Raw genomic sequence first — 25,685 nt, forward strand, 5'->3', positions numbered from 1 at the left:
GTATGTCCCTGCTCAAACCCACCAGCCTCCTTCTGCTAGCCGCTCTCGGCCTTCACGCCGCCGAACCGCCGGTGCCGGCAAAGATCGTGTTTAACCGTGATGTGCAGCCGATCTTGTCTGACAACTGCTTCTACTGCCATGGCAACGACCCCAAGCACCGCGAGGCCGACCTGCGGCTGGACATTCGAGACGAGGCGCTGAAGGCGAAGGCTTTCATCCCCGGCAAAGGCGCGGAAAGCGAGCTCGTATCCCGCATTCTCACCCAGGATGAGGACGACCTCATGCCGCCGCCGGATTCACACAAAAAGCTCACCCCGCGGCAGAAAGAAATCCTCAGAAAATGGATCGACCAAGGCGCCGCGTATCAGTTGCACTGGTCTTATGAAAAACCGGTGAAGGCCGCCATTCCCGCAGGGAAAAACGGAGTGGATGTACTGGTTCGGCAGCGCCTTTCGGAGATCGGCCTCAAGCCCTCGCCCCGGGCAGATGCGCGGACACTGGCCCGCCGGCTTTACCTGGACCTCCTCGGCATGCCGCCCAAACCGGAGGAAGTGGCCGCGTTTGAAAAAGACTCCTCACCCGCCGCCTATGCCAGGCTCGTGGACAGCCTCTTCAAAAACCCGCACTATGGCGAGCGCATGGCCATCGGCTGGCTGGATGTGGTGCGCTTTGCCGACACGATCGGCTACCACAGCGACAACCCGCACAACGTGTGGCCTTACCGCGACTACGTCATTCAGGCTTTCAACAGCAACAAGCGCTTCGACCGCTTCACACTGGAGCAGATCGCTGGTGATCTCCTGCCGGATGCGAATCAGGAAAGCAAAGTCGGCTCCGCCTTCAACCGCCTGCTGCTCACCACTGAAGAAGGCGGCGCACAGGCAAAGGACTACGAGCAGCGCATGCTCACCGACCGCGTGCGCGCCGTGGGCAATGCCTGGATGGGCCAGACCACCGGCTGCTGCCAGTGCCATGATCATAAGTTCGACCCCTGGACCCAGCGCGATTTCTATTCGTTGGGTGCATTCTTTGCCGACATCAAAGAGCCGATCCTTGGCCGCCGCGAACCCGGCATGACGGTGCTCGACGAGGCGGGGCAGAAGAAGCAGGCGGATATCGCGCAGCGCCTTGCCGCCCTTCAGGCCGAGTTTGCCAAGCCACGTCCCGATCTCGCACCAGCTCAAGCAGCATGGGAAAAGCAGGCATTGGAAGCAGTGAATACAAACAGCCAGTGGCAGCCCGTGAAGCAAGTCACTGCGGCTGCGACCAAGAAGAACATCACCCTGAAGGCCGACAAAGAAGGCATCGTGCGCGGCGTCATCGATGCCAAGCGCAACGAGCGGAAACAGAACGACGGCACCGAGACCTACACCCTCACCACCAGGCTGCCCGCAGGCACCACCGGCATCCGCATCGATGCTCTCAAGGAAAAGCTTCCCGGCATTGGCCTGTCATCCAATGGCAACTTCGTGCTCAGCGAAGTCACGCTCACCAGCGGCGACAAAAAGCAGAAAGCAAAGATCGCGCTCGCGCATGCCAGCGCCACGTATGAGCAGAAGAGTTTCGCCGCCGCAGCCGCCATCGATGGCATCGCCGACCAGAAAAACAACGGCTGGGGAGTACTGGGTGGCACGAAAGCAGATCAGTCGCTCTACCTTGAGCTGGCCGAGCCCATCACCGATGGCAATGCCAGCGTGGTTCTCACCCTCACGTTTGCCTGGGGAGAGAATCATGAAATGGCCAACCTCCGCCTCAGCACCACCAGCGCACCCAAGCCTATCCGCGCGCCCGGCACAGGGCTTCCCGCCGCTGAGATCGCAGCCATCCTCAAAGCCGCACCCGACAAACGCAGCGCCGCTCAAAAGCAGCAGCTCACCACCGCTTACAAGCAGATCGCCCCGGAACTCAGAGAGCTGCGCTCCAAGATCGCCACCGTGGAGAAGGAGAAGGCCGACTTTGAAAACAGCGCGCCCAAGTGCATCGTCTCCGTCAGTGATGCCACCAAGCGCACCGTGCGCATCCTGCCCCGTGGCAACTGGATGGATGAGAGTGGCGAGGTCGTGAAGGCCGCGCTGCCAGGCTACCTGCCAAAACCCAAGATCGAAGGCCGCGACCTCACGCGTCTGGATCTGGCGCAGTGGCTTGTCTCCAGGGACAACCCGCTCACCGCCCGCACGGTGATGAACCGCCTGTGGAAGCAGTTCTTTGGCACCGGCCTGAGCAAGGTGCTGGATGATCTGGGCGCGCAAGGCGAGCCGCCGGTGAATCCGGCGCTGCTCGACTGGCTGGCCTGTGAGTTCATGGACAGCGGCTGGGACATGCAGCACATGATCCGCGTCATCGTGGGCAGTGAAACTTACAAGCAGGTCTCCACCTCCACGAAGGCGCTAACTGCCGCCGATCCCTACAACCGCGAATGCGCGCGCCAGAGCCCCTTCCGCCTGGATGCCGAACTCGTGCGCGACAATGCGCTCGTCATCTCCGGCCTGCTCGTTCCCAAAATCGGCGGCCCCAGCGTGAAGCCCTACCAGCCCGCCAAATACTGGGAAAACCTGAACTTCCCGCAGCGCGAATGGCAGAACGACAGCGGCGAAGGCCTGTATCGCCGCGGCCTCTACACCTGGTGGCAGCGCACCTTCACCCATCCTTCCCTGCTCGCCTTTGACGCGCCCAGCCGTGAAGAATGCGTGGCCGAGCGCAACCGCTCCAACATCCCGCAGCAGGCGCTCGTCCTGCTCAATGACCCGACGTATGTCGAAGCCGCCCGCGCCTTCGCCGCACGTATTCTCACCGAATGCAGTGGCGATGCCGGTCAGCGCATCACGTGGGCCTTTCAGCAGGCCTTGCAGCGCAAGCCAACTGCCGAGGAACTCAGGACCTTGTCCTCTCTTCTCGACCAGCAGATGGCCGACTATCAGAAAGACCCCGCCGCAGCCGAGGCGCTGCTCAAAACCGGCGCGTCCTCCGTGCCCGCCAATCTGAACAAGAGCGAGCTCGCCGCGTGGACTCACGTCTCGCGCGTGCTGCTGAACCTTCACGAAACGATCACGCGAAGCTAGACCATGAACACCTTTTCTCCGCTGACCCGCCGCGCTCTTCTCGGCCATACCGCGCAGGGGCTCGGCAGCGTGGCCCTGGCCTCGCTGCTGCAGCCCAACCTGCTGCAGGCCGCCTCCCGCGGAGTCCTGGGCAGCCTGCCTTTCCCGCAAAAAGCGAAACGCGTCATCTGGCTGACCATGGCGGGCGGCCCTTCCCAGCTTGAGCTGTTTGATCACAAGCCGAAGCTCGCGGAGATGGATGGCAAGCCCATGCCCGAGTCCTTCACCAAAGGGCAGCAGCTTGCGCAGCTCCAGGGGCAGAAGCTTGTGTGCAAAGGACCGATGTTCCGCTTTCAGAAGTACGGCGAGTGCCAGATGGAAATGTCCGAGCTGCTGCCCCACATCGGCGGCGTGGCGGACGACATCTGCCTCGTGCGCTCCATGACCACGGACGCCATCAATCATGATCCCGCACACATGTTCATGAACACGGGCGCGCAGATTGCCGGGCGTCCCAGCATGGGCTCGTGGGTCACCTACGGTCTCGGCAGTGAGGCCGATGACCTTCCCGGCTTCGTCGTCATGATGTCCACCGGCAAAGGGCGCAACCCCCAGCCCATCGCCGCACGGCAGTGGAGCAGCGGCTTCCTGCCTTCCAAATATCAAGGCGTGCAACTTCGCTCGCTTGGTGATCCCGTTTTGTATCTCACCAACCCCAAAGGCGTGACGCGCGAGCAGCAGGGCCGCGATTTTGCAGCGATCAACAAGCTCAACAAGCAGCACGCAGCCATCTGCGACGATCCTGAAATCGCCACACGCATCGCCCAGTATGAGATGGCCTTTCAGATGCAGGCCAGCGTGCCGGAGCTGATGGACATCCGCGGGGAAGGCGCCAAGACGCTGGAGCTTTACGGCTGCCAGCCGGGCGACGGCTCCTTCGCGTCCAACTGCCTGCTCGCCCGTCGTCTCGCGGAGCGCGGCACGCGCTTCATCCAGCTCTATCATCGCGACTGGGACCACCACAGCCTTCTGCGGGAAGAGCTTCCACTGCGTGCCAAGGAAGTGGACCAGGCCTGCGCAGCCTTGATCAAAGATCTGAAGGAGCGCGGTATGTTTGACGACACGCTCATTGTCTTCAGCGGTGAATTCGGCCGCACGCCGATGGCCCAGGGAAACAAAGGTCCAGTGGGCCGCGACCACCACAACAAGGCCATGTCCATGTGGCTGGCCGGGGCCGGAGTTCAGCGCGGTGTCACCTTCGGCAGCACCGATGACCTCGGCTACGCCGCGCAGGAAAACGTCACCACCGTGCACGACCTCCACGCCACCATGCTCCATCAGCTCGGCATCCAGCACGATGCCTTCACCTTCAAATTCCAAGGGCTGGACGCAAAGCTCTCCGGCGTCGAAGGTGCGAAGGTCATCAAGAAGATTCTCGCATGAAACCCACCGCCCTCATCCTCCTCGCCCTTTCGCTCAAAGCCGCCGCCTTCGACATCGCCGTCGTGGAAAAAGACCACGTCGATGTTTCCGCCGGTGGCAAGGTCGTCGCCCGTCTCATGACGGCAAATGATCTAAGCACGCCGGAAAAGCACCACGACACCTACAAGCCTTACCTGCACGTGTTTGACCCCAGCGGAGCCACGAAGCTGACGAAAGGCCCTGGCTTCAACTTCACGCACCATCGCGGCATCTTCCTCGGCTTTAGCAAGATCAGCTACGACGGCAAGCCCTATGACCGCTGGCACATGAAGGGCGGCGATCAGGTGGTGACCAAAGTGACGTCCGGGGACTCTGCTTTCACCGCTTTCATCGACTGGCAGGGAAATACCAAAGATCCGATTTTGACGGAGGAACGCCATTTCACCTTCTCCACTCCGGCCAAGCCCTTCTATCTCGGCATCGACATGACCAGCGCCATCAAGCCTGTCAGCGGTGAGGCTGAAATGAACGGCGACCCCGAACATGCGGGCGCGCAATTCCGCCCGTCTGAGAAGGTGGACACCAAAACCACCACCTACCTTTTCCCCGGCGAGAACATCGATGCGCACAAGGTCAAAGACCTGCCCTGGGCCGCGGAGATCTTCACGGTGGAGGGCAAGACCTTCACAGTTGTCATTCTCAATCATCCGGACAATCCGAAGGACAGCGCCACCTCTGCCTACCGTGACTACGGCCGCTTTGGCATGTTCCCCAAAGGCAAGGCGACAGCGGAGGCTCCCTTCAAGCTGCATTACCAGTGGCTCGTGTCCGAGGGCGAAGTGCGCGATGCCGCCGTCTTCCAGCAGGCCTGGAATGCCTTCGCTGGAAGGAACGATCCCGTGCCCGCCCTGACCATCAAGGCCTCGGACCAGCCGAAACCGAAGAAGGAAAAATGAAGTGCGCAGTACGACACCAGAAATATCAAAATTGGTCATTGAGCGACTAGGATTTCACCCGGATTTTGGTTAGTTGCCCCTCCCCCGCTCAAATCAAAAAACCGTCCCCATGCCTCCTCCTCAAAGGTTCCCCTCCCTCCTACGGCGTTCTTCGCTGGTCCTTCTCGCCTCGTCATTTCTGCCCGTTGCGTTCGCCGTTCATCAGAAGAATGCCGGCCCGGAAAAGGTCGAGCTGAAGTTCAAGCTGCCGCCGCCGGCACCGCTGTCTCCGGAAGATGAAATGAAGACCTTCAAGGTCGAAAAGGGTTTCCATGTCGAGCTCGTGGCCAGCGAGCCGATGATCGAGTCTCCGGTGGCGATGAGCTTCGATGACCAGGGCCGCCTCTACGTGGTGGAAATGCGCGGCTACATGCACGACCTCGAAGGCGGGGGCGAAAAGGAGGCCACCGGCCGCGTCTCGCTTCTGGAAGACACAGACGGCGACGGCCGCATGGACAAGGCCACTCCGTTTCTGGACAATCTCGTCATGCCCCGCGCCGTGCTGGCCGTGAACGGCGGGGCCTTGGTCGCCGTGCCGCCCAACCTGTATTTTTGCAAAGACACGGACGGCGATGGCAAGGCGGATGTAAAAGACGTCGTCGCGAGCGACTACGGCACTCTCGGCGGCCAGCCGGAGCACATGGCCAACACGCCCGTCTGGGCCATGGATAATGCGATCTGGAGCGCCGGCTACGCCACCCGCTTTAAACTGCGCGGCGGCATGTGGCAGAAGGACAGCGGTCTTGGCCGCGGCCAGTGGGGCCTGTGCCAGGACAACTACGGCAGGCTCTACTTCAACTACAACTCCGACATGCTCCGCGCGGACCTCCTGCCCACGGAGGCCTTCACGCGCAATCCGCTCCTGCGCAATGCGACGAGCATCAACGCCAAGGTGGCCGCGGATCAAACTCTCTATCCGTCTCACCCCACGCCGGGCGTGAACCGTGGCTACGATCCGAAATCTCTGCGTGCAGACGGCACACTGAGCAAGCCCACCGGCACCTGCGGCGCGCTGATCTACCGCGGCGATGCCTTCCCCGCTGCCTACCGTGGCAACGCCTTTGTGCCCGAACCCTGCGCAAACCTGGTGAAGCGCTTCACCATGAGCGAAGCGGACGGCGTCGTGAAGGCAACAAACACCGCCAGGAGCGCCGAGTTCCTCACCTCCACCGATGAGCGCTTCCGCCCGGTCGAGGCCACCAACGGCCCCGATGGCGCGCTGTACCTCGTGGACATGTACCGCGGCATCATTCAGCACCAGAGCTTCCTCACCCATTACCTCATTGCCAACATCAAGGACCGCAAGCTGGAGACGCCTTTCAACCAGGGCCGCATCTGGCGCATTGTGCCGGACTCCAAGGAGCGTCTGCAGCCAGTGAAAGCCGCGAAGGATGTGAAACTTCTCAGCCACGCCAATGGGTGGGTGCGGGACACCACGCAGCGCCTCATCGTGGAATCCGGAGACGCCTCCACCGTTCCTGCGCTGAAGGAACTCCTTGCCACAGGTACACCGCTTGCCCGCCTGCATGCCCTTTGGACTCTCGATGGCCTTGCGTCCGCCACGCCTGACCTCCTGCGCAGCGCTCTCGCTGACAAAGACGCTCAGGTGCGCGCGGCGGCCGTGCGCATTTCCGGACGCGATCTCGCCCCGGACCTCATTGCGCTGACGGCAGAAAAAGACGCCCTCGTGCTCGCCCACCTCTCCATCAAGCTCAGCTCCCTCAATCTTCCGGACGCTGACACTGCCCTGGCCAAACTGCTCGCCAGCCATGGCAAGATCGCCCTCGTGCGCGAAGGCGCCCTCACCGGCCTGCGCGGCAGAGAGGCCGCCTTTGCCAAACTGCTGGCCGCCCAGCTTTCCAAAAACAACACCGCTCAGATCACCCCGGTGATCGAGGCGCTCGGTGCCCTGCTTGCAGCCGCCAACAAGGCAGGGCCGTTTGAAGACATGCTGGAGCTCGCCGCTGCACAGCCGCAGGGCGGCACCGTTCAGGTGGCAGCCATCAAAGGCCTCGCCACCGCTGGCGGAGATCCCAAATCCAAAGTTCCCGCCAAACTTCTCTGGCTCGACGCCGAGCCTGCCTCGCTCAAGAAGCTGAAAGCCGCCATGACGGACAAAACGAGTGCAAAGCTCTTCACCAGCGTGGAAGCCCGCATCGCCTGGCCCGGCAAGCCCGGCGCACCGCCCCCGCCGAAAATCGTGCCGCTGAACGAGGCGCAGACAGCGCTGTTTGAAAAAGGCAAAACCATCTACGCCACCCTCTGCGCCGCCTGCCATCAGCCCCACGGCTTTGGGCTCGACGGACTCGCCCCGCCGCTGGTGGACAGCGAATGGGTGCTGGGCAAGCCGGAGATCACCGCCCGCATCGTGATGCAGGGCCTCGCCGGCCCGGTGAAAGTGGGCGGCCGCAGCTTCAACCTGGCCATGCCTCCCCTGCCCCAGCTTAGCGATGAAGACATCGCCGGCGTGCTCACTTACATCCGCCGTGAGTGGGAGCACACGGCCTCCCCTGTGGACGCCAAAACCGTCACCGGCATCCGTGCGCAGAGCAAAAGCCACATGGCCATGTGGACCGAGGAAGAGCTGAAAAATTTGGGCAAAAAGCCCAGTACCAAGTAACACCATGCACACGCCCACACCGCTCCATCGTCGCGCTTTTCTCGGCAGGACCTCCCAGGGCCTCGGAGCGGTGGCGCTGGCCTCCCTGCTGCGCCCCGCGCACGCTGCACCCGTGCGCGGCGTGCTGGGCACCCTGCCCCTGCCGCAGAAGGCCAAGCGCGTCATCTGGCTCACCATGGCTGGCGGTCCTTCGCATCTGGAGACGTTCGATCCCAAGCCGAAGCTTGCCGAAATGGATGGCAAGCCCATGCCGGAGTCCTTCACCAAGGGGCAGCAGCTCGCGCAGCTCCAGGGTAAGCCGCTGAACTGCTTCGGCCCGCAGCATCCCTTTGCCAAATTTGGCAAAAATCAGATCGAGATCTGCTCCCTCTTTCCGCAGATCGGCAGCGTCATCGACGACATCTGCCTGATCCGCTCCATGACCACGGACGCCATCAATCACGATCCGGCGCACATGTTCATGAACACCGGCTCCCAAATCGCCGGCCGGCCCAGCATGGGCTCGTGGATCACCTATGGTCTGGGCACGGATGCCTCCGATCTCCCTGGCTTCGTCGTACTGACCTCCCTCGGCAAAGGCGGGCAGAATCAGCCCATCGCTGCACGGCAGTGGAGCAGCGGCTTCCTTCCCTCCAAATACCAGGGCGTGCAGCTTCGCGCCCAGGGTGACCCCGTTCTTTATCTGAGCAATCCAGGCGGCATCTCACGCGATCAGCAGGGCCGCGATGTGGCTGCGATCAATGCTCTCAACAAGCAGCACAACGCGCTGGTGGACGACCCCGAAATCGCCACTCGCATTGCTCAGTACGAAATGGCCTTTCAAATGCAGGCCAGCGTTCCTGATTTGATGGATGTGAGCAAGGAAGGCGCGAAAGCACTCGAACTGTATGGCTGCACACCGGGCGATGGCTCCTTTGCCTCCAACTGCCTTCTCGCACGCCGTCTTGCCGAACGCGGCACGCGCTTCATCCAGCTCTATCACAAGGACTGGGACCACCACGGCGGCGTGAAGGAAGGCGTGGCGCTCAAGGCGCAGGAAATCGACCGCGCCTGCATGGCACTGATCACCGATCTCAAGCAGCGCGGCATGCTGGACGAGACCCTCATCGTGTGGGCCGGCGAGTTTGGCCGCACCCCCATGTCCCAGGGCGGCAGCGGCCGCGACCACCACAACAAGGCCATGTCCGTCTGGCTCGCGGGTGCCGGCATCAAGGGTGGCATGGTTCACGGTGCTACGGATGATCTCGGCTACGCCGCCATCGACAAAATCACCACCGTGCACGATCTGCACGCCACCATGCTGCACCAGCTCGGCATTCAGCACGATGCCTTCAGCTTCAAGTTCCAGGGACTGGATGCGCGCCTCAGCGGCGTGGAAGGCGCGAAGGTGATCAAAGACATCCTCGCGTGAAATGAGTTTCCGCACCTTTGAATCGGTTCACGCCGGCGGTGGCATCCATCATGCCACGGTCAAATCCGCAGCCCTCCATCGGCGCGCGGACATCAGCTTCTACATACCGCCTGCGGCTGATGTCGAAAAGCTTCCGCTCGTCATCCTGCTGCACGGCGTTTACGGCAGCCACTGGGCCTGGTTGTATAAAGGTCGCGCCCATGAGGTGCTGGACAGGCTGGTCCAAGAGGAAAACCTGCCGCCCATGATGCTGGCCATGCCCTCAGACGGCCTCTGGGGAGACGGCTCCGGCTATGTGCCGCACCGCGCCGCCGATTACGCGAGCTGGATCGTGGATGAAATTCCCGACGCCGCCGCCGAGATCGACGCTCGCTGCCTGGGAGCGCCACGTTTCATCGGCGGACTTTCCATGGGCGGCTATGGCGCGCTGCGGCTGGGGCTGCTGAATCCAAAGAAATTCACGGCCATCAGCGCGCACAGCAGCATCACGGATGTGGTGCAGATGCAGGGCTTTGTAGAGGAATTGCTCGCGGAATTTGATCTCACCGGCACCGAGCCCTTGTCTGTGAGCGATTGTGCCAGACTAAGCACCCGGCTGCCACATCTGCGCTTTGACTGCGGGACGGAAGACATTCTGATCGAGCACAACCGCACCCTTCACCGCGATCTGGAGGCAGCGGGCATTCCCCATGTGTACGAAGAATTTCCCGGCGGCCATAGCTGGGATTACTGGCAGGAACATCTGGCGGACACGCTGCGTTTTTTTAACACTTGTCTCGGTCACGGTTAAAAGGCGGCCTTTTTCTTCTCCACAACGATGACATCTCCAGACTTGGACCAGGGCATTCAATCCCGCTACTTCTTGATCGTCCTCGCCTTGTCCGTGTAGAACACCATCGGCAGGCTGAGATGCTCCTTGTCGCCCACGGTCTGGCCGACAAGCGGGACAGGATTCTTGAAGGGAAACTCGGGGCTGGGGGAAAAGTCACGGTCAAAAGCGAGCATGGGCCCGCGGATCACGAGGTCACGCCATTCAGCATAGGGGCCGGTGTAGAGGTCGGTGATATGCTCGACTTTCGCAGACACGGGCGTCATCACAAAACCCGCCAGCTTCACGCCACGCGCCTCGGCCTTTGATTTCATGAGTTCATAGTCGGCACGCTGGGTGCAGAGGTTCACGCACGGCACGTCGCCATACCAGGCAACGAACCCGGGCGCGTCTGAAATGACAAACTCATTCTTCTCCATCAGCAGCCCCAGAATGGGCATGCGCTCCGGCCGGTAGGGCGGCCAGTGCGGCGGGATTTTGCCTCCCATGGTGAGACCGAATTTGATCAGCACAGGAAGATTCACCGCCATGGGCAGGGCGGTGATGATCAGGGCCGCCAGCGGCGCGCCCCAGCGCGACATGAAGTCACCCGACATTTGAAAACGTGACCACAGCACCACCAGCATGGCCGCACCAAAGGTGCCCATGGCCGGCATGAGCACGACGTAGAGCGCATTGTCATCCTTGTCCCTTCCAGGCAGCCCCAGAAGCCCCATGCCGACGGTCACGCACGCAAAAACAACCGCCAGCGTCCAGCGCGCGGAGGCCGCGTCCGCCTTGCGAAAGCGATGCATGAGGGCCAGGAAGAAAAGCAGCGCGGGGATCCCATAGCCCAGATGCGCGATGAGCAGCCCCATCTGCTCCTGCCAGTTGAGGCCAATGCGCCGCAAAAGATCATCCACCTGCAGCAGCGGCACGCTGGGGGAGAAATCCCGCAGCAGCGAATCATGCGAAACCGCGGAGGACTGCGCCTGAAACAACGCCTTGATGCCGCCCAGCGGATCACCGCAAAGCTGTGTGTTCCACCAGCCCCAGGCAACAAGAGTCAGCACTGGAAACAGGGCCACCACCAGGACACCCGCCCTGCCGCGCGGCAAAAACACCGCCACGCCGATGATGACCCCCAGCACGATCCACAGCGCCATCCATTGAGTGAGCACCATGAGAGAGCACACGATTCCCAGCAGCGCCAGCGGCACGAGCATGCCCCGGTTTTCCACCGCACGAACCACCGCCGAGGCATGCAGGCGGAACGCCAGCGCGAACAGCAGCACCAGCAGCGCGCGCGGCGCGCCGCTGACCATCATTTCCCACGCCGGCTCGCACACCAGCAGAGCGATGGCGGCGATGGCGGCGACCTGCTCATCAAACAAGCGCCGCGCGGCCCCGTGGGTGAAAAAGATGGTGAGCAGATACCACGTCACACCAAAGCATGCGATGACGCGATCCAGCATAAAAACCGCACTGCCCGTGACAGGATCATACACCTCCCAGGACTTCATGAACCGAAAGGCGGCCGACCACAGCAGCGGCTGGAGCGGCGGCTGTACGGTCTCCGGCATGGCCAGCGGCGTGGGCTGCTTCTGCGCCGCCTCCATCTGCGCCCAGGCGTAGGGCTCGATCACCCGCGTCTGATAGGATCCGGTACGGGCGATCTGCCGCGCGAGCTGCGCCTGGTTCATGCCTTCCGCGCTGCTAAGGCCGCGAAACGTCACAAACACATGCAGCAGCGCCATGGCAATGGCGGCGGCATAAAACACCAGTCGAAGCAGAGCGCCGGGGCCGGAGGAGTGGGAAGACATGAGCGTTACATGCCACAGACGGCCCCCGCGTGCCAAGAACGATCTCGCGCCTCGCGCCTTACTGGTGCGGCTCAAAGACCACCGTGCCGCACTGGCGCTGTCCATCAGCACCCGCGCAGCGCCAGTGCCAGCGCACGGCGGGCTTTACAAACGAACCCAGCTCTCCCTCCAGAATGCGGAACTGCCCCAGCAGCTCGCCGCCGTCTCTGACCACCAGGGAGCGCGCGGCCACCGTGCCTGACAAAGTGCCGCCTTTTTCCAAGGTGATGGGCCCCTCGCACACAAAATCCCCCGAAGCATGGCCCGCGATGATGACGGAGCGCGCCCGCACCTCCTGCAAAAACGTGACTTCGCAGCCGGCGCTCACTTCGAGGCGGTCACAGACCACGCTGTCCGCGATGAGGCCGTTCATGTCGATCGTGCGAGAAGGCAGCGCCAGGGTTTCCTGCTCGATGCGCTGCAGCTTTTTCATGCAGATCGGGCAGGTGGGTGTGGAAAAATCGCCCGCCGTTGTGACCACGAAAAGAAAATCGCTCTTGTCTCCCGGCAGCGCCCGCACGGCGGCATCCAGCGCCACGGCATCCACGGCTTCGATGCGCAGCTCCTGTGCCGTGCTCAAGGCCGCCGGGCTGAAGCCCGCGGGGGCGATCAAGATGCCGCGGGTGTTGTGGGCGGTGCGCACTTCCTGCGCAAAACGCTGCACCGTCTCCGGCGTGGCGCCCCATTCATTCCACGGGGCGATCTTCACCATCGCCCGCCGGGCCTTGGCTGACTTTGGCTCCTCGATCATGCCAAAATGCACCGCCCCGTCCGGCATGATGCGGGACCCCGCCAGCTCGCAGCCCGCCTCCGCCGCGATCGCGCGCGCCAGCTCCGACAAGCGCGCCCAGTCCAGAGCGGAGATCAGCTCCGGCGACCACCCGGCCAGCCGGTCCGCCCCACCAGTCCGCCGCAGGGAGAAACCTGCTTCTTCGAGAGTGACAAACGGATCGAGCATGAAGGGAGAAAGGGGGGAACGCGGAAACATCCATCAATCCCATGATCCATCAATCCACATCTCCGCCTTGCCGCATCTCCAAAACCCTGTTTCTTCCGCGCCACATGTCCAAGACCGTCAAAACAGCAGAAACCAAGTTTTTCCAGACCGGCAGCGCCAGGGAACCGTTCACGTTCGCCTCCGGCGCCCAGCTGCCCGAAATCACGGTCGCCTACGAAACCTACGGCAGGCTCAATGCCGACAAATCGAACGCCATCCTGCTGTTTCATGCCCTTTCCGGCAGCCAGCACGCCGCGGGCATCACCCGTGAAGTGCCGGGCACCGATGAGCGCTGGACCGAGGACATCCACAATGGCTGGTGGGATCTGTTCATCGGCCCGGACAAGGCGCTGGACACCAGGCGCTACTTCATCATCTGCGCCAACTACCTCGGCGGCTGCTACGGCAGCAGTGGTCCGGCCTCGGTGAACCCCGCAACCGGCAAGCCCTACGGCAGCAGCTTTCCCGAGGTGCGCACCAGCGATGTGGTCCGGTCCCAGCTCGCCCTGCTCGACAGCCTCGGCATCCAGCAGCTCCACGCCGTCATGGGCGCGTCCGTCGGCGGCCTGCTGGCCATCAATCTCGCCACCCTTTACCCCGAGCGCGCCAGGCTCGTGGTCCCCATTGCCAGCGGCTGCCGCACCACAGTGCTCACACGCCTCACGCTGTTTGAGCAGGTGCTTGCCATTGAAAATGATCCCCACTTCCAGGGCGGCGATTATTATGAAGACAAAGCCCCCGAGTACGGTCTGGCGCTCGCCCGCATGATCAGCCACAAGACTTTTGTCCATCTGGACGCCATCGAGCGCCGCGCGCGCCAGGACGTGAAAAACGGCGGCGCGTCCCTCTCGTGGTACCGCGTGCAGCACAATGTGGAGAGCTACATGCTGCACCAGGGCAAAAAATTCGTGAAGCGCTTTGATGCCAACACCTATCTGCGCATCGCCGACATGTGGCTGCGCTACGATCCGCTCAGAGATGCCGGCGTGAAAACCTACGCCCAGCTTTTCGCACGCAGCGCCGCCGCCGGGCAGCACTACCTCGTCTTCAGCATCGACAGCGACTTCTGCTTCTATCCCGAGGAGCAGGCTGAGCTGGTCAGCCATCTGGAAAAAGCCGAGGTGTCCAACATGCACATCACCGTGCACTCCGACAAAGGCCATGACTCCTTCCTGCTCGAGCCCCAGCTCTACACCCCGCATCTTTCCTTCACCCTGGACGGCCGCTGGAACAAGGGATCGGTGGACCGCCCAGTGCCGGAGGTCGAATAAAGCGCGCCATGGAAATGCAGCTCACCTTCCTCGGCACCGGCACCTCCGTGGGCATTCCCGTGATCGGCTGCGACTGTGCGGTCTGCCGCAGCCCGGACCCAAAGGACAAGCGGCTGCGCAGTTCCGTTTACATCCGCACACCGGAGGCGGCCTGGGTGGTGGACACGGGGCCGGACTTCCGCACGCAGTGCCTGCGTGAAAACATCCGCAGCCTGGACGCCGCCATCTACACGCATCCGCACATGGACCACCTCACGGGCTTCGATGATCTGCGCCGTTTCACCACCGAGGCGGATCATTTTCTGCCGATCTACGGCACGGCAGAATGCCTCGCCTCACTGGAGCGCATGTTCATCTACGCCTTCAATGGCGAAAACCGCTACCGCGGCTACCTGAAGCCCTTCCCGAAACTGGTCCACGGCCCCTTTCATCTGGGCGAGACGACGGTCACCCCGCTGCCCGTCCAGCATGGCAAGGTGCACACCATCGGCTATCTTTTCTCACGCGATGGAAAAAAGCTGTGCGGCTATATTCCCGACTGCAAAACCCTGCTGCCGGAGGCCTTCGAGCTGCTGCGCGGTGTTGACACTCTCATCATCGATGCCCTTCGCCACACCCCGCACTCCACTCACATGAGCTTTGAGGAGAGCCTGGCCGTGCAGCGGGAGCTCCGGCCGTGCCAGACGTGGTTCACCCACATCCAGTGCGAGATCATGCACGCCGTGGAAGACCCCAAGCTGCCGCCGGGAGTGAACATCGCCTATGACGGGCTCAAGCTGGAGTGGGCCTGATGGAATGACGAATGAAGCTTCAATGACGAAAAGCGGACCGCCAGCCGCCCTGGCGCCGTCCGTTTTGCGCCGCTCTCATAAGCTTTACACCTCGTCATTCATTCGTCAGTCCGCATTCATCATCCGTCATTTTTGCCTGGTCCTGGCGCTCGCGCTTCCAGCCCGCGCCCAGCTCGTGGCGGACTGGGATGCCGCCGCAGAAACCGTCGTCGTGTTTAACCCGGACTTTCCCGGATCCGCGGAGCTCGCCGCCTATTACGCCGAAAAACGCCAAATCCCCAAGGAGCGCCTCATTGGGCTGCGCTGCTCGCAGGAGGACTCCATTTCCCGCGGTGAATTTGAGGCCCAGTTGCGCGGTCCGCTGCTGCAGCTCTTTGCCTCAAGGCACTGGTGGAATGCCGAACCTCCCGCCCCAGGCAGGCCGCTCACGGGCGATGGAGTTCCCTCTCCCATGGCTCCGTCAAACAAGGCGCGCGTGCTGGTGCTCATCCGTGGCCTGCCTTTTCAGATCCGCCGGGCTGCGCAAAACCCCAAGCAATCGCAGGAGGACGAGGCCAGCGTTGACTCCGAGCTCACCGTGCTGGGCCTTACCAAACCGCCGGTGCAGGGAGGCCTGCGCAATCCTTATTTCGATCAGCAGTCGCGTTTCCCCCAGGCTGCAAACTCCGCCGGCCTGCTGATCGTCGGCAGGCTGGACGGACCTGATGATGCCACGGTGAAACGCATGATCGACGATGCGCTGCATGCGGAGCAAACCGGCCTGCTGGGGCGCGCCGTCATTGATCTCGCCCAAAAATCCGGCGCGTATCAGGAAGGTGAAGACTGGCTCAAAAACAGCGCCGAGTCCTTCCGCCGCGCGGGCATCCCCGTGTTTATTGACCGGTCCGAAACCGTGCTGCGTGAAAGCTGGCCGCTGCCAGACACCATTCTCTATTTCGGCTGGTACACAGACCACATCTCCGGCGCGCTCGCGTCGCCCTCGTTTCGGTTCAAACGCGGTGCCATTGCCTGCCATCTGCATTCCTTCAGCGCCGGCATCATTCGCTCCCATGAAAAGGCCTGGGCCGGTCCGCTGCTCTCGCACGGAGCCGCCGCGACTTTTGGCAACGTCTTTGAGCCCTACCTCGCGCTGACGATGCACTTTGATGTGTTCAACAGGCGCCTCCTGGAAGGTTTCACCGTCGGCGAGGCCGCGTGGAATGCCACGCCGGCGCTGTCGTGGATGAACGTCGTGCTGGGAGACCCGCTGTACCGTCCGTTTGGGAAGGGCATCGGCGCCAAGCTCGGTGAAGGCTCCGACCGCGGCTATGCGCTCTATCAAGGCATGATCCTGCGTCTGGCGGGCGAGCCAGACAGCCACATCAAGGCGGCCCTCACCGAATTCGCCGAAAAACGTGAACCGTCGCTCTTCCTCGAGCTCACCGCCCTGCTCTCCGCGCTTCAGTCCAAGCTTCCCCAGTCGCTTGACCTGCTGGAACATGCCGAATCCGTCACACAAGATGCCGCCGCACTCCTGCGCCTGAAGCTGTACCGTGCGGAAATGCTGCGCCGCAGCGAAAAGGCCTCTGCCGCGCGCACGCTGCTGCGTGAGCTCCTCCAGGATGAGCGTTTCAAAGAGCAGTCCGCCCGCGCTGCCGCGGAATCCCTGCTCAAGGACATGGGCGGCTGAAAACTCCATGCGGTAGAATGCTGGGAAAGTGGCAGTCTGTGCTAAAACCCGGCCTGCATCGCCCGTTTGATCCCCGCTGCTCATTCCCATCCATCCATGAAGATCACCACCACCGTTCTGCTGTCCCTTTGCCTGGCCCTCACGGCCAGCGCTGAAATCCGCATCTGGAAAGACGCCTCCGGCGCCCACGAAATCAAAGCCGAACTCGTCGGCGTGGCGGGAGGCAAAGTCACCCTGAAGCGTGAAAACGGCACGTTGGTCACCCTGCCGGTCAGTTCTCTCAGCAAGGCGGACCAGGCGCTGCTCAGCGGAGGCTCCGGCAGTGCAGGCGGTGGCGCGCCGGGGGACTGGCCGCAGTGGCGCGGCCCGAACCGTGACGACGTCTCCAAGGAGACAGGTCTTCTCAAAAAATGGCCTGAAGACGGACCCAAGCGTGTTTGGGTGAACGAAGATGCCGGACTCGGCTACTCGGGTTTTGCCGTTACAGGCGGCAAGCTTTACACCATGGGACTGTACGATGCCGAGGAGAAGCTCATCTGCATCGACACCGCCACAGGCAAGAAGGTGTGGGAGACCGTGGTCGGAGCCATTTACAACAACAAATGGGGCAACGGACCACGCAGCACGCCCACCGTGGCAGGAGGCAAGGTTTACGCCCTGGGAGGCCAGGGAGATCTCGTCTGCGCCGACGCCGAGTCTGGCAAAAAAGAATGGTCCGTGAGTCTGGTGAAAGATCTCGGCGGCAAGCTGCAGAACTGGGGATACACCGAGTCTCCTCTCGTCGATGGCGATCTTGTTCTCGTGACGCCCGGCGGCTCCAAAGGCGCCATGGCGGGCATCAATGCCAAGACGGGCAAGGTGGAGTGGCAGACCTCGGATGTGCCTGAAGAGGCGCAGTATTCATCCATCATTCCGGCGGAGATCGGCGGACAGCGCCAGTATGTGCAGCTGCTCAAAAAGACCATCTTTGGTGTGTCTAAATCCGGCAAGGTTCTGTGGAAAACGGATTTCCCCGGCGATGTGGCCGTCATTCCAACCCCCATTCACAAGGACGGCCAGATCTATGTGACCGCAGGCTACAAGGTGGGCAGCAAATCCGTGAAGGTTGACGGCAGCAATGTCACGGAAGTTTACTCCAACAAAGACATGCAGAATCATCATGGCGGCGTCATTCTCGTGGATGGGAAGCTTTACGGCTTCAGCGACAAGGGAGGCTGGACCTGCCAGGATTTCAAGACGGGCGATATCGTGTGGCAGGACAAGGGCATCGGCAAAGGTGCCGTGGCCTTTGCTGATGGCATGCTGTACTGCCAGGCAGAAAAGGATGGCACCATCGCGCTGGTCAAAGTTTCTGAAAAGGGCTGGGAGATGGTCAGCAGCTTCAAGCTCCAGGCACAAACCTCCCAGCGGGCGCCAGACGGCCGCATCTGGACTCATCCCGTCATCAGCAACGGCAAGCTTTACCTGCGTGACCAGGAGTTCATCTCCTGCTACGATGTGAAAGGCTGATGAGCAGCACCCTCAAGCTTTTCAGGGGCAGGGCCGCGTGGCTCTGCCTCTTTTTTGTGCTCACCCACTGCGGCCCCGCGCCTCGCATGGAGTGGAAGCTGCTCTCGCCGGAGTTTGCCTCTGACTGGAAAGCCTCCGGCATTCCAGAAGAGGGCCGGGTGGTGGTCCGTGATGGCGAGATCACCCTGCAGCCCGGCCAGCCGATGACCGGCGCACGATTTGACGCCTGGAAGTCCGCCGGGCTGCCGCTGACCCGCTACGCCATCGAGTACGAAGCCATGCGTGTGGCGGGAAATGACTTCTTCGGCACCGTGACCTTTCCGGTGAATGACACCCATGTGTCCCTCGTGGTGGGAGGCTGGGGCGGCACCCTTGTGGGCATCTCCAGCATCGACGACATGGACGCGAGTGACAATTCCACCGCCGGAAACGCCTACTTTGAAAACAACCGCTGGCACAAGGTCCGCATCGAGGTGCGCGATGACGAACTGCGCGCCTGGATCAATGACAAACTCTTTGTGAACACCAGCACCAAGGGCCGGAAGCTCGGCCTGCGGCCCGGCGACATTGAAAAATGCATCCCTTTCGGATTCGCCAGCTATGCCACACAGTCGCGCATCCGGCACGTGCTGGTGCGGCGTCTCTAATCTGCCCGAGGTGAGGCTTGACCTTGCAGGGCCACCCCATATTCTCCGCACCCATGGCAACCGAGCATATCCAACGAGGTCAGGTGATTTTCCGTGAAGGCGACAAGTCTCGGGAGGCTTATTTCATCGTCAGCGGACTGGTCGAAATCTCCATCAACACCTCCCACGGAGTTCAATCGCTCGCCAAAATTGGCCCCGGAGAAATCTTCGGGGAGATGGGCATGATCATGGACCGCCCGCGCTCGGCCACCGCCACCGCGCTGGAGAACACGACGCTGGAAACTGTGGCCGAAGACGAGTTTGAACAGCAGATCATCCAGCGTCCCGAACGCCTGCATGTGTATCTCGCCACACTGTTTGAGCGCATACGCAGGACCGACCTGCTGCTGAGCACGACCACCAACGCGACCGTGCCGCTGGTGTCCAAGCCCAAACCGGCCAAAGAACCCGTGTTCCGGGTGAAGCTGCGCTCGAACTACGACGAAACCGGCTTCAATCATCCGCCGGTGGAAAAAACGATCACCAAGCTGCCCTTCCGCATCGGCCGCACCTACTTTGACACGGCGGTGTCATCGCTGGCACGCAACGATCTTTCCATTGAGGAGCAGCACCCTTACCATCTCTCGCGCAATCATTGCGAGATCGACTTCGAGCACGGTCATTTCATCCTTCGCGACCGCGGCAGCAAGCTGGGCTCGTGGGTGAATGGCGAACACGTCAGCGTTGATGCGGGCTGCATCAGCACCCCGCTGAAAACGGGTGAAAACAAAATCGTCTTCGGCAACGCCGACAGCCCGCACCGCTACACGATCATGATCGAGGAGCTGGCGTAAGCGACGTCAGTTTACAGGGTGCGCTTCACTTCATCCGCACGATAACCGAAGCCGGGACCGCGGATGGTGCCGAGATCCACGACACCGTTGCGGCGCTGGAACAGCCCGGGGTGAATCTCCTGCTCGGGCAGCGAAGCGTCAGGATAGAACTGCATCGCATTGCATTCCACGCCCTGGATCGTTCCGGCATGGGCGGCCAGGCGGACATGCGGGATCATGGCGAGCATCGGATTCGTCAGATCCTGCACCATGAGCGGCATGCCATGCGCTTTGGCCCAGCAGAGGCTCAGCAGCGCCCCAGTCTGAGTCTTGCAGGTCTTCAAGGCCACGCCGGACCAGCCGAGACGGCGGCCCAGTCGCACAAACTCCCAGTCGTGCGCGCTTTCATCCAGAAACAGCGGCTTGCGCGCCGAAACACTGCGCACATCGATCTGGTGCGCCTCCAGATCATACGGGAACGGCTGCTCCACATACAGGGTGCGGGCATAAATCTCCGGCTCTTCGCGCAGCAGCCGGTCGAGAATGTCATTCACATAGCCCGGCTCCTTCACCGTGCAGTTAAAGTCAGCGCTGAGCCACTGGACGCCATTGGTAAAGCCAATGCGGCCGATGCGCTGCATGCGCTCATAGTCCCAGGCTGCATCTGTTCCGCGCAGCTTGACCTTGAGGCACTTCAGCCCGTCTTTCTGAATCCAGTCCGCCAGCAGCAGCGGATGCCCGTCCTTCGGCTCGCTGCCGTTCAAATCCGCAGCCTCCAGGGCATCCACTCCGCCCACCAGATGCCACACCGGCAGTTGTTTCGGTGCATCCATCACGAGGTAGTCCTGCGGATAACGTCCTTTGAAGTCAATGCCGCTGCCTTCCTCCGGGGTGATGAAGGCGGAGAGATCACGGTTCATGAACTCGGCGTTGTACGTGGAGTAGATGTCACGGTTGTGCAGCACGCCATAGGCGTCATGCACCGCGATGTCGAAGGCGCTGAAGGCCACCAGCGAGCCCAGGTAGGGCATCTCATCCCCGCCGGCCGCTGCGTTGGACTCCTTCAAGGTCGCCGCCAGCGGGCCGTGCATGAAGTCCGCCCCCACCTCCATCGGATGCCCGATGAAGCCGCTTTCCACAATCCGCTGTGCCAGCAGCGTGGAAAAATCCCGCATGCGCTGCGCGCGCACCGCCACGCTGAGGGTGCTGGGCCAGACCCATGAGACACTCAGCGGGGTCTCCCCCCAGCCCTGGGCTGTCCTGCCGCTGCGGTCCGCCACCGTCACACGCACCCGCAGGCACACGGCGTTGGTCACCGTTTCCGGCCCGAACTTCAGCGGCACCCGCAGGGTGATGGGAAGGAAGAAAACTTCGGCGGCGGTGACTCGGACGTCGGTGGGCTTGGTGGTGGACATGGGCTCAAAGTGAAGCGCCTCCGCACGCCCGCAAAGAAAACATTGCCGCGATGCAATGCCTCCGCTTCAATCTCCCCATGCGCATCTGGGATCTGCACTGTCATCTTTCCGGCGTCCCCGGCCTCACGCCGGAAGAACGCCTCAAAGCCCTCCTTGTCTATGCCGACCGCATGGGCATCGAACGGCTCTGTGTTTACATGGGCATGAAGTGGTCGCAGGATCCCTCTCCGGCGGATCTGGTGCTGCAAAACAATGAAGCCCTGCGCGCCATCGCGAAGTATCCAGATCGTGCCTTCGGGTTTGTTTATCTCAGCGCCAAGCACCCGGAGGAGAGCCTGGCCGAACTGGAGCGCTGCGTGGCCAATGGCCCGATGGTGGGCGTGAAGCTGTGGGTGGCGGAAAAATGCAGCGTGCCCGCCATTGATGCCATCATACGCCGCGCCGCTGAATTGAAGGCGGTGATCTTCCAGCACACCTGGTTCAAAACCAACGGCAACTATGTCGGTGAATCGACCCCCGATGACCTCGTGGCCCTGGCGAAACGTTTTCCTGACGTCCCCATCATCTGCGGCCATACCGGCGGAACCTGGGAGCTGGGCATTCGCGCCATCCGCGCCCAGACGAATTTGTACGCCGATCTCGCCGGCTCGGATCCCACCGCCGGCTACACCGAGATGGCGGTGCGCGAGCTCGGCGTGGATCGCGTCATTTACGGCAGCGACTGCGGCGGCCGCAGCTTTGCCAGCCAGCTAGCAAAGGTCCACGGCGCGCAGATCAGCGAAGCGGACAAGCAAAAAATCTTCTGTGACAATCTGCGCGGCCTCATGCTGCCCATCCTGAAGGCCAAGGGCATTCAGGCCTGACCGCAGCCTTCAGCCCTTCTTTTTGCCGAAGCCGAAGAGCCGCTTCAGGAAACCGCCTTTTTCCTTCGTCTCGGCGGCTTCCGAAGTGGGCGCGTTCGGGCCCGCCAGGCGCCGGGCACCTGAATCCGCCTTTTCCTGAGCCGGCTTTTTGGCCGCCACCGGCGCAGGTCTGCCTGCGGGGGTTGGCAGAGATGCCGCCCACCAGGAAGGCGCCAGTGCAGCCACCGTCTGCCAGGTCTCCAGACCGGCGTGCCACACGAGGGAGTCCGAAACCAGTTTGTTGGCACGCACGAGCTCGCCCATCGCCTGGTCATCCATGGGACCTTCGGCCGCGCCAGCGTTGTTATAATACCAGTTCATCGGGGTTCTGCCGCAAGGCTACCCATGCATCAAAACAGCGCAAGGCAGGAGGAAATGCTTTTCACCGCCACCGAATCGTTCACACTGGCGGCATGAATCGCCGGAATTTCATGCTGAGCACCAGCGCCGCGCTCGCGGCGTCTTCCCTGCGGGCCGCCGAAGAGGCCAGACTGACCGACTGCCATGTGTATCTGGGGTCGCATCCCTTCCGCCAGCTCGGCGCTGAAAATCCCCAGTCGTTCATCGAGGGTCTGACCAAGCGCGGCGTGACGGAAGCATGGACCGGCGCGTTTGAAGGCCTCCTGCGCCGCGACGTAGCGAATGTGAACCGAGGGCTGGCCCAGGCATGCGCAGGGTCCATCCTTCGCCCCTGCGGCACGGTCAATCTCTCCCTGCCTGACTGGCAGGATGATGTGAAACGCTGCGCTGAAGACCATGGCATGCGCGCGATCCGCCTGCACCCGAATTATCATGGCTACGATCTCAAAACACCCGCTTTCCGCGATCTCATCGCTCTGGCTGTGAAGCATCGCCTGCTCGTCCAGCTCGTAGTGCAGATGGAGGACGAACGTACCCAGAACCCGCAGGTGCGCGTGGCGCCCGTCGATCTCAAGCCGCTCTCCGGCATTCTCAAAGAGATGCCCGAAGCGCGGTTCATGCTGCTCAATGCCAATGCGGCCATGCTGCTGCGCCACCTGCAGGACTGCCCGAACGTATGGCTGGATTTTGCCATGATCGAAGGTGTGGGCGGTGTCGAAATCCTGCTCAAAACCTGGCCGCTGGAGCGCGTCGTCTTTGGCTCGTTCGCTCCGGTGTTCTACTGGGAGTCCGCCCGCCTGAAAATGCAGGAGTCAGCGCTCAGTGCCGCGCAGTCCTCGGCGATTCTGTCGCAGAACGCCACCAGCGTGCTCGCCTGAGCCGTGGTCAGGTTTTGGCCACGGCCGGGCGCAGTGGCTGTGCACTGGCCAGAGGCCTGGCGAGCTTCAGTTCCGTGGTGCGGGCGCTGATCGTGGTTGCCTCCCCATGGGTGCGCACGGAAGGGCCCACGCCCATGGCGGCCAGGGTGCGCTCCGCCTGGGTGACGCTGCCATTCCAGGAGGTGACGACCGGATAGACCTGGGCGGTGTTGGCCAGATAGACCTTGCCATGCACCAGCTCTTCCGGCGGCCGAAGCTGCATCTGGCCGAGCTTGTAGATCGGCTCGACAAAAGGCGCGCGAAAGACCTGCGCGGCTTCGATGTCGGTGTCTTGAAGCTGCGGAAAGAGTTTTTGCAGCGCGGGAATCCAGTAGGCGCGGATGCATTCGTCGCTCGCTGTGAAGCGCTCATCGCTGCGGTGCATGTATTTGGTGAGGTACACCACATGGCGCGGCCCTCGGTCTGCGGGGTCGGTCAGCGTGGACGTCTCCACCACGCCATCAAACGGGTGCTCGCTCTCAGGGGTGGCCACCCAGTAATGCGGCGTGAGCGGCCTCTTGAGGAACAGCAGGCAGTTGATCACGCCCTGATAGTCGGTTGTCGTGTCGAGCTGCGGCATCTCCTGGCGCATGGCCGGGCCGATGAGTTTTTCCACCTGAGGCGTGGGCAGAGTGATGACAAGCTGATCAAAGGATTCGGTGCCGGCAGCGGTGGTCACGGAGGTTCGTCCCTCCGCATCCAGATCCACGGCCTGCACAGCCGTGTTGAGCCGGATTTCACCGCCCAACGAATTCAGCACACGCGCGAAGGCATCAGTGATGCGCTTGTAGCCGCCTTTGATGTAGCCTTTGCACTCCCCCTTGGACTCCCCCTTTTCACGATTGAAACGGGTCCAGAACCAGAGTGCGGGCACATCGTGATAGCGATCTCCAAATTTCGCCTCCAGCATGGGCTGCCAGAACTTGGCAAAGGCGCGCGCGCCCGAGAGGCGGGTGAGCCATTTCACTGTGGTGACGCTGTCTAGGCCCCTGTCTGAAACGAGGCGCCCATACAGGCCGGTGATGCCCACACGAATGCGGTCGATGAAACGCAGCGGGACAAACTTCAGCAGGTCCAGCGCGGTATTGAGCGGGAAGAACCGCCCCTGATGCGCATAGGCGAAAGTGGTGGGCTTCCAGTACACCTCTTCCCGGATGCCGAGGTCCTCGAGCACCCGGAGCAGCGGACCGTCGCTAGGCAGCATGCAATGGTAGAATTTTTCAAACGTGCGGCCCTCATGCTCGAAAAACGTGCCCAGACCGCCAAGCTGCTCCGAACCCTCAATCAAGGTGACCCGATGCCCCTCCCGTGCGAGACGCAACGCGCAGGTGAGACCGGAGATGCCGCCGCCGAGAACGGCGATTGATTTGGGGTGCGAATTCATGGAGGTGAACACAAAAGCAGCCGTTGATTGGATCAGGCACGGAGCTGAGCGCGCAGTTCGCTGAGCGAAGGTTCTTCAGCCTGCGGCAGCACGTCCTTGGCCCAGTGTTTGCCGATGACATTGAAGTAGCGGCGGATGGTGCGCAGGATGCGCATCTTGCTGATGCCCACCTTGAGGTCATAGCGCAGCGTGTAGGGAATCTCGACCGCACGGGCGCCCACCCAGCGCAGGCTGAGAAGGAGTTCCAGCATGCAGGCGAAGCTGGACTCCTCGATGAAGCGGCTGCCGGAGTTCTTGATGAGACGGCCCAGCGTCAGACTGCGGTAGGCGCGGAAGCCGGTGGAGTAGTCGCGCACATTGCGGTAGGGCAGCAGCGTCTTCATCATGAGGAAGCAGCCCCAGCTCAGCACCTGGCGGAAAAAGGGCACCCCCTGCACCACGCTGGCCGCCTGGAAGCGGGAGGCGATGACCACATCGGCGTCCCCTTCCTGGATCACCTTCACCATGTCCTGGATGTAGATGGGATCGTGCGTGTTGTCGGAATCCATGACGACCACCACATCACCGATGTGCCACCCCGCGCGCAGTCCGGTCTGAATGCCTTCGCCCAGGCCTTTGTTCACCTCGTGCTGGATGAGCTGCAGCGGCATGATCTTCGCCGCCTCACGGGCGATCTCCGCCGTGCGGTCCTTGGAGCCGTCGTCCACCACCACCACGGTGTATTTGAAAGGCATGTCCGCCAGCTTGGTGCGGATGTTCTCCAGCAGCACAGGCAGATCTTTCTCCTCGTTATAGGCGGGAAGGACGATGGCGATGTCGTTGACTTGGGTCGGTGTTTTCATGATGTGGGTGGAA

The 25,685-nt window shown here is 62.1% G+C and carries 20 protein-coding genes; 14 read left to right on the plus strand and 6 right to left on the minus strand.

The features are described from left to right. Window positions 1-2 precede the first annotated feature (2 nt). The 6 genes from ACILSQ_RS17355 to ACILSQ_RS17380 all read left to right on the plus strand — a co-directional run bounded on the left by ACILSQ_RS17355 (window position 3) and on the right by ACILSQ_RS17380 (window position 10,276). Complete coding sequence (locus ACILSQ_RS17355) at window positions 3-3,059, plus strand: PSD1 and planctomycete cytochrome C domain-containing protein (RefSeq protein WP_395744925.1); 3,057 nt, start codon at window positions 3-5, stop codon at window positions 3,057-3,059. A gap of 3 nt (window positions 3,060-3,062) precedes the next feature. After that, the gene (locus tag ACILSQ_RS17360) at window positions 3,063-4,481 is read left to right on the plus strand and encodes a DUF1501 domain-containing protein (protein ID WP_395744926.1); all 1,419 of its coding nucleotides are present in this window, start codon (window positions 3,063-3,065) and stop codon (window positions 4,479-4,481) included. Then, on the plus strand, window positions 4,478-5,416 hold the full coding sequence (locus ACILSQ_RS17365; RefSeq protein WP_395744927.1) for a DUF6807 family protein: 939 nt from the start codon (window positions 4,478-4,480) through the stop codon (window positions 5,414-5,416). Before ACILSQ_RS17360 ends, ACILSQ_RS17365 begins: the two co-directional genes overlap by 4 nt. Window positions 5,417-5,525: 109 nt before the next feature. Further along, window positions 5,526-8,075 carry a c-type cytochrome gene (locus ACILSQ_RS17370; RefSeq protein WP_395744928.1) on the plus strand — a complete coding sequence of 850 codons (2,550 nt, stop codon included), beginning with the start codon at window positions 5,526-5,528 and terminating at the stop codon, window positions 8,073-8,075. Between the two features lie 4 nt (window positions 8,076-8,079). Next, window positions 8,080-9,486 (plus strand): DUF1501 domain-containing protein, encoded by a 1,407-nt coding sequence (locus tag ACILSQ_RS17375; protein ID WP_395744929.1) that lies wholly within the window; start codon window positions 8,080-8,082, stop codon window positions 9,484-9,486. Window position 9,487: 1 nt separating this feature from the next. Further along, complete coding sequence (locus tag ACILSQ_RS17380) at window positions 9,488-10,276, plus strand: alpha/beta hydrolase (RefSeq protein WP_395744930.1); 789 nt, start codon at window positions 9,488-9,490, stop codon at window positions 10,274-10,276. 65 nt (window positions 10,277-10,341) lie between these two features. Here ACILSQ_RS17380 and ACILSQ_RS17385 read toward each other — a convergent pair whose 3' ends face one another. Both ACILSQ_RS17385 and ACILSQ_RS17390 read right to left on the minus strand, forming a co-directional pair. Next, the gene (locus ACILSQ_RS17385; RefSeq protein WP_395744931.1) at window positions 10,342-12,117 is read right to left on the minus strand and encodes a hypothetical protein; all 1,776 of its coding nucleotides are present in this window, start codon (window positions 12,115-12,117) and stop codon (window positions 10,342-10,344) included. A gap of 58 nt (window positions 12,118-12,175) precedes the next feature. After that, window positions 12,176-13,114: a polymer-forming cytoskeletal protein gene (locus tag ACILSQ_RS17390; RefSeq protein WP_395744932.1), complete on the minus strand. Its 939-nt coding sequence runs from the start codon at window positions 13,112-13,114 to the stop codon at window positions 12,176-12,178. Window positions 13,115-13,155: 41 nt separating this feature from the next. On the opposite strand from ACILSQ_RS17390, the gene ACILSQ_RS17395 reads away from it, so the two are divergent. The 6 genes from ACILSQ_RS17395 to ACILSQ_RS17420 all read left to right on the plus strand — a co-directional run bounded on the left by ACILSQ_RS17395 (window position 13,156) and on the right by ACILSQ_RS17420 (window position 19,873). After that, window positions 13,156-14,424 (plus strand): homoserine O-acetyltransferase, encoded by a 1,269-nt coding sequence (locus tag ACILSQ_RS17395; protein WP_395744933.1) that lies wholly within the window; start codon window positions 13,156-13,158, stop codon window positions 14,422-14,424. An 8-nt stretch (window positions 14,425-14,432) separates the two neighbouring features. Beyond that, window positions 14,433-15,215 carry an MBL fold metallo-hydrolase gene (locus ACILSQ_RS17400; protein ID WP_395744934.1) on the plus strand — a complete coding sequence of 261 codons (783 nt, stop codon included), beginning with the start codon at window positions 14,433-14,435 and terminating at the stop codon, window positions 15,213-15,215. 64 nt (window positions 15,216-15,279) lie between these two features. Then, window positions 15,280-16,884 carry a TIGR03790 family protein gene (locus tag ACILSQ_RS17405; protein ID WP_395744935.1) on the plus strand — a complete coding sequence of 535 codons (1,605 nt, stop codon included), beginning with the start codon at window positions 15,280-15,282 and terminating at the stop codon, window positions 16,882-16,884. 96 nt (window positions 16,885-16,980) lie between these two features. Then, window positions 16,981-18,393, plus strand: coding sequence for a PQQ-binding-like beta-propeller repeat protein (locus ACILSQ_RS17410; RefSeq protein WP_395744936.1), 1,413 nt, complete (start codon window positions 16,981-16,983; stop codon window positions 18,391-18,393). Further along, on the plus strand, window positions 18,393-19,040 hold the full coding sequence (locus ACILSQ_RS17415; protein ID WP_395744937.1) for a family 16 glycoside hydrolase: 648 nt from the start codon (window positions 18,393-18,395) through the stop codon (window positions 19,038-19,040). Before ACILSQ_RS17410 ends, ACILSQ_RS17415 begins: the two co-directional genes overlap by 1 nt. 53 nt (window positions 19,041-19,093) lie before the next feature. Beyond that, window positions 19,094-19,873 (plus strand): cyclic nucleotide-binding domain-containing protein, encoded by a 780-nt coding sequence (locus ACILSQ_RS17420; protein WP_395744938.1) that lies wholly within the window; start codon window positions 19,094-19,096, stop codon window positions 19,871-19,873. Window positions 19,874-19,884: 11 nt separating this feature from the next. Here ACILSQ_RS17420 and ACILSQ_RS17425 read toward each other — a convergent pair whose 3' ends face one another. Then, window positions 19,885-21,267 (minus strand): enolase C-terminal domain-like protein, encoded by a 1,383-nt coding sequence (locus ACILSQ_RS17425; protein WP_395744939.1) that lies wholly within the window; start codon window positions 21,265-21,267, stop codon window positions 19,885-19,887. A 50-nt stretch (window positions 21,268-21,317) separates the two neighbouring features. On the opposite strand from ACILSQ_RS17425, the gene ACILSQ_RS17430 reads away from it, so the two are divergent. Continuing rightward, window positions 21,318-22,130, plus strand: a complete 813-nt coding sequence (locus ACILSQ_RS17430) for an amidohydrolase family protein (protein WP_395744940.1) — start codon at window positions 21,318-21,320, stop codon at window positions 22,128-22,130. Window positions 22,131-22,139: 9 nt separating this feature from the next. On the opposite strand, the gene ACILSQ_RS17435 is transcribed toward ACILSQ_RS17430, so the two are convergent. Further along, window positions 22,140-22,490 carry a DUF4339 domain-containing protein gene (locus ACILSQ_RS17435; RefSeq protein ID WP_395744941.1) on the minus strand — a complete coding sequence of 117 codons (351 nt, stop codon included), beginning with the start codon at window positions 22,488-22,490 and terminating at the stop codon, window positions 22,140-22,142. A 92-nt stretch (window positions 22,491-22,582) separates the two neighbouring features. Here ACILSQ_RS17435 and ACILSQ_RS17440 point away from each other — a divergent pair, with 92 nt between their 5' ends. Then, window positions 22,583-23,407, plus strand: a complete 825-nt coding sequence (locus ACILSQ_RS17440) for an amidohydrolase family protein (protein WP_395744942.1) — start codon at window positions 22,583-22,585, stop codon at window positions 23,405-23,407. Between the two features lie 7 nt (window positions 23,408-23,414). Here the strand turns inward: ACILSQ_RS17440 and ACILSQ_RS17445 are convergent, their stop codons facing one another. Both ACILSQ_RS17445 and ACILSQ_RS17450 read right to left on the minus strand, forming a co-directional pair. Next, window positions 23,415-24,830 (minus strand): NAD(P)/FAD-dependent oxidoreductase, encoded by a 1,416-nt coding sequence (locus tag ACILSQ_RS17445; RefSeq protein ID WP_395744943.1) that lies wholly within the window; start codon window positions 24,828-24,830, stop codon window positions 23,415-23,417. 32 nt (window positions 24,831-24,862) lie between these two features. After that, the gene (locus ACILSQ_RS17450; protein ID WP_395744944.1) at window positions 24,863-25,672 is read right to left on the minus strand and encodes a glycosyltransferase; all 810 of its coding nucleotides are present in this window, start codon (window positions 25,670-25,672) and stop codon (window positions 24,863-24,865) included. Window positions 25,673-25,685 lie beyond the last annotated feature (13 nt).

Origin of the sequence: Prosthecobacter sp., from assembly GCF_044227185.1 — a bacterium.
GTDB lineage: Bacteria > Verrucomicrobiota > Verrucomicrobiia > Verrucomicrobiales > Verrucomicrobiaceae > Prosthecobacter.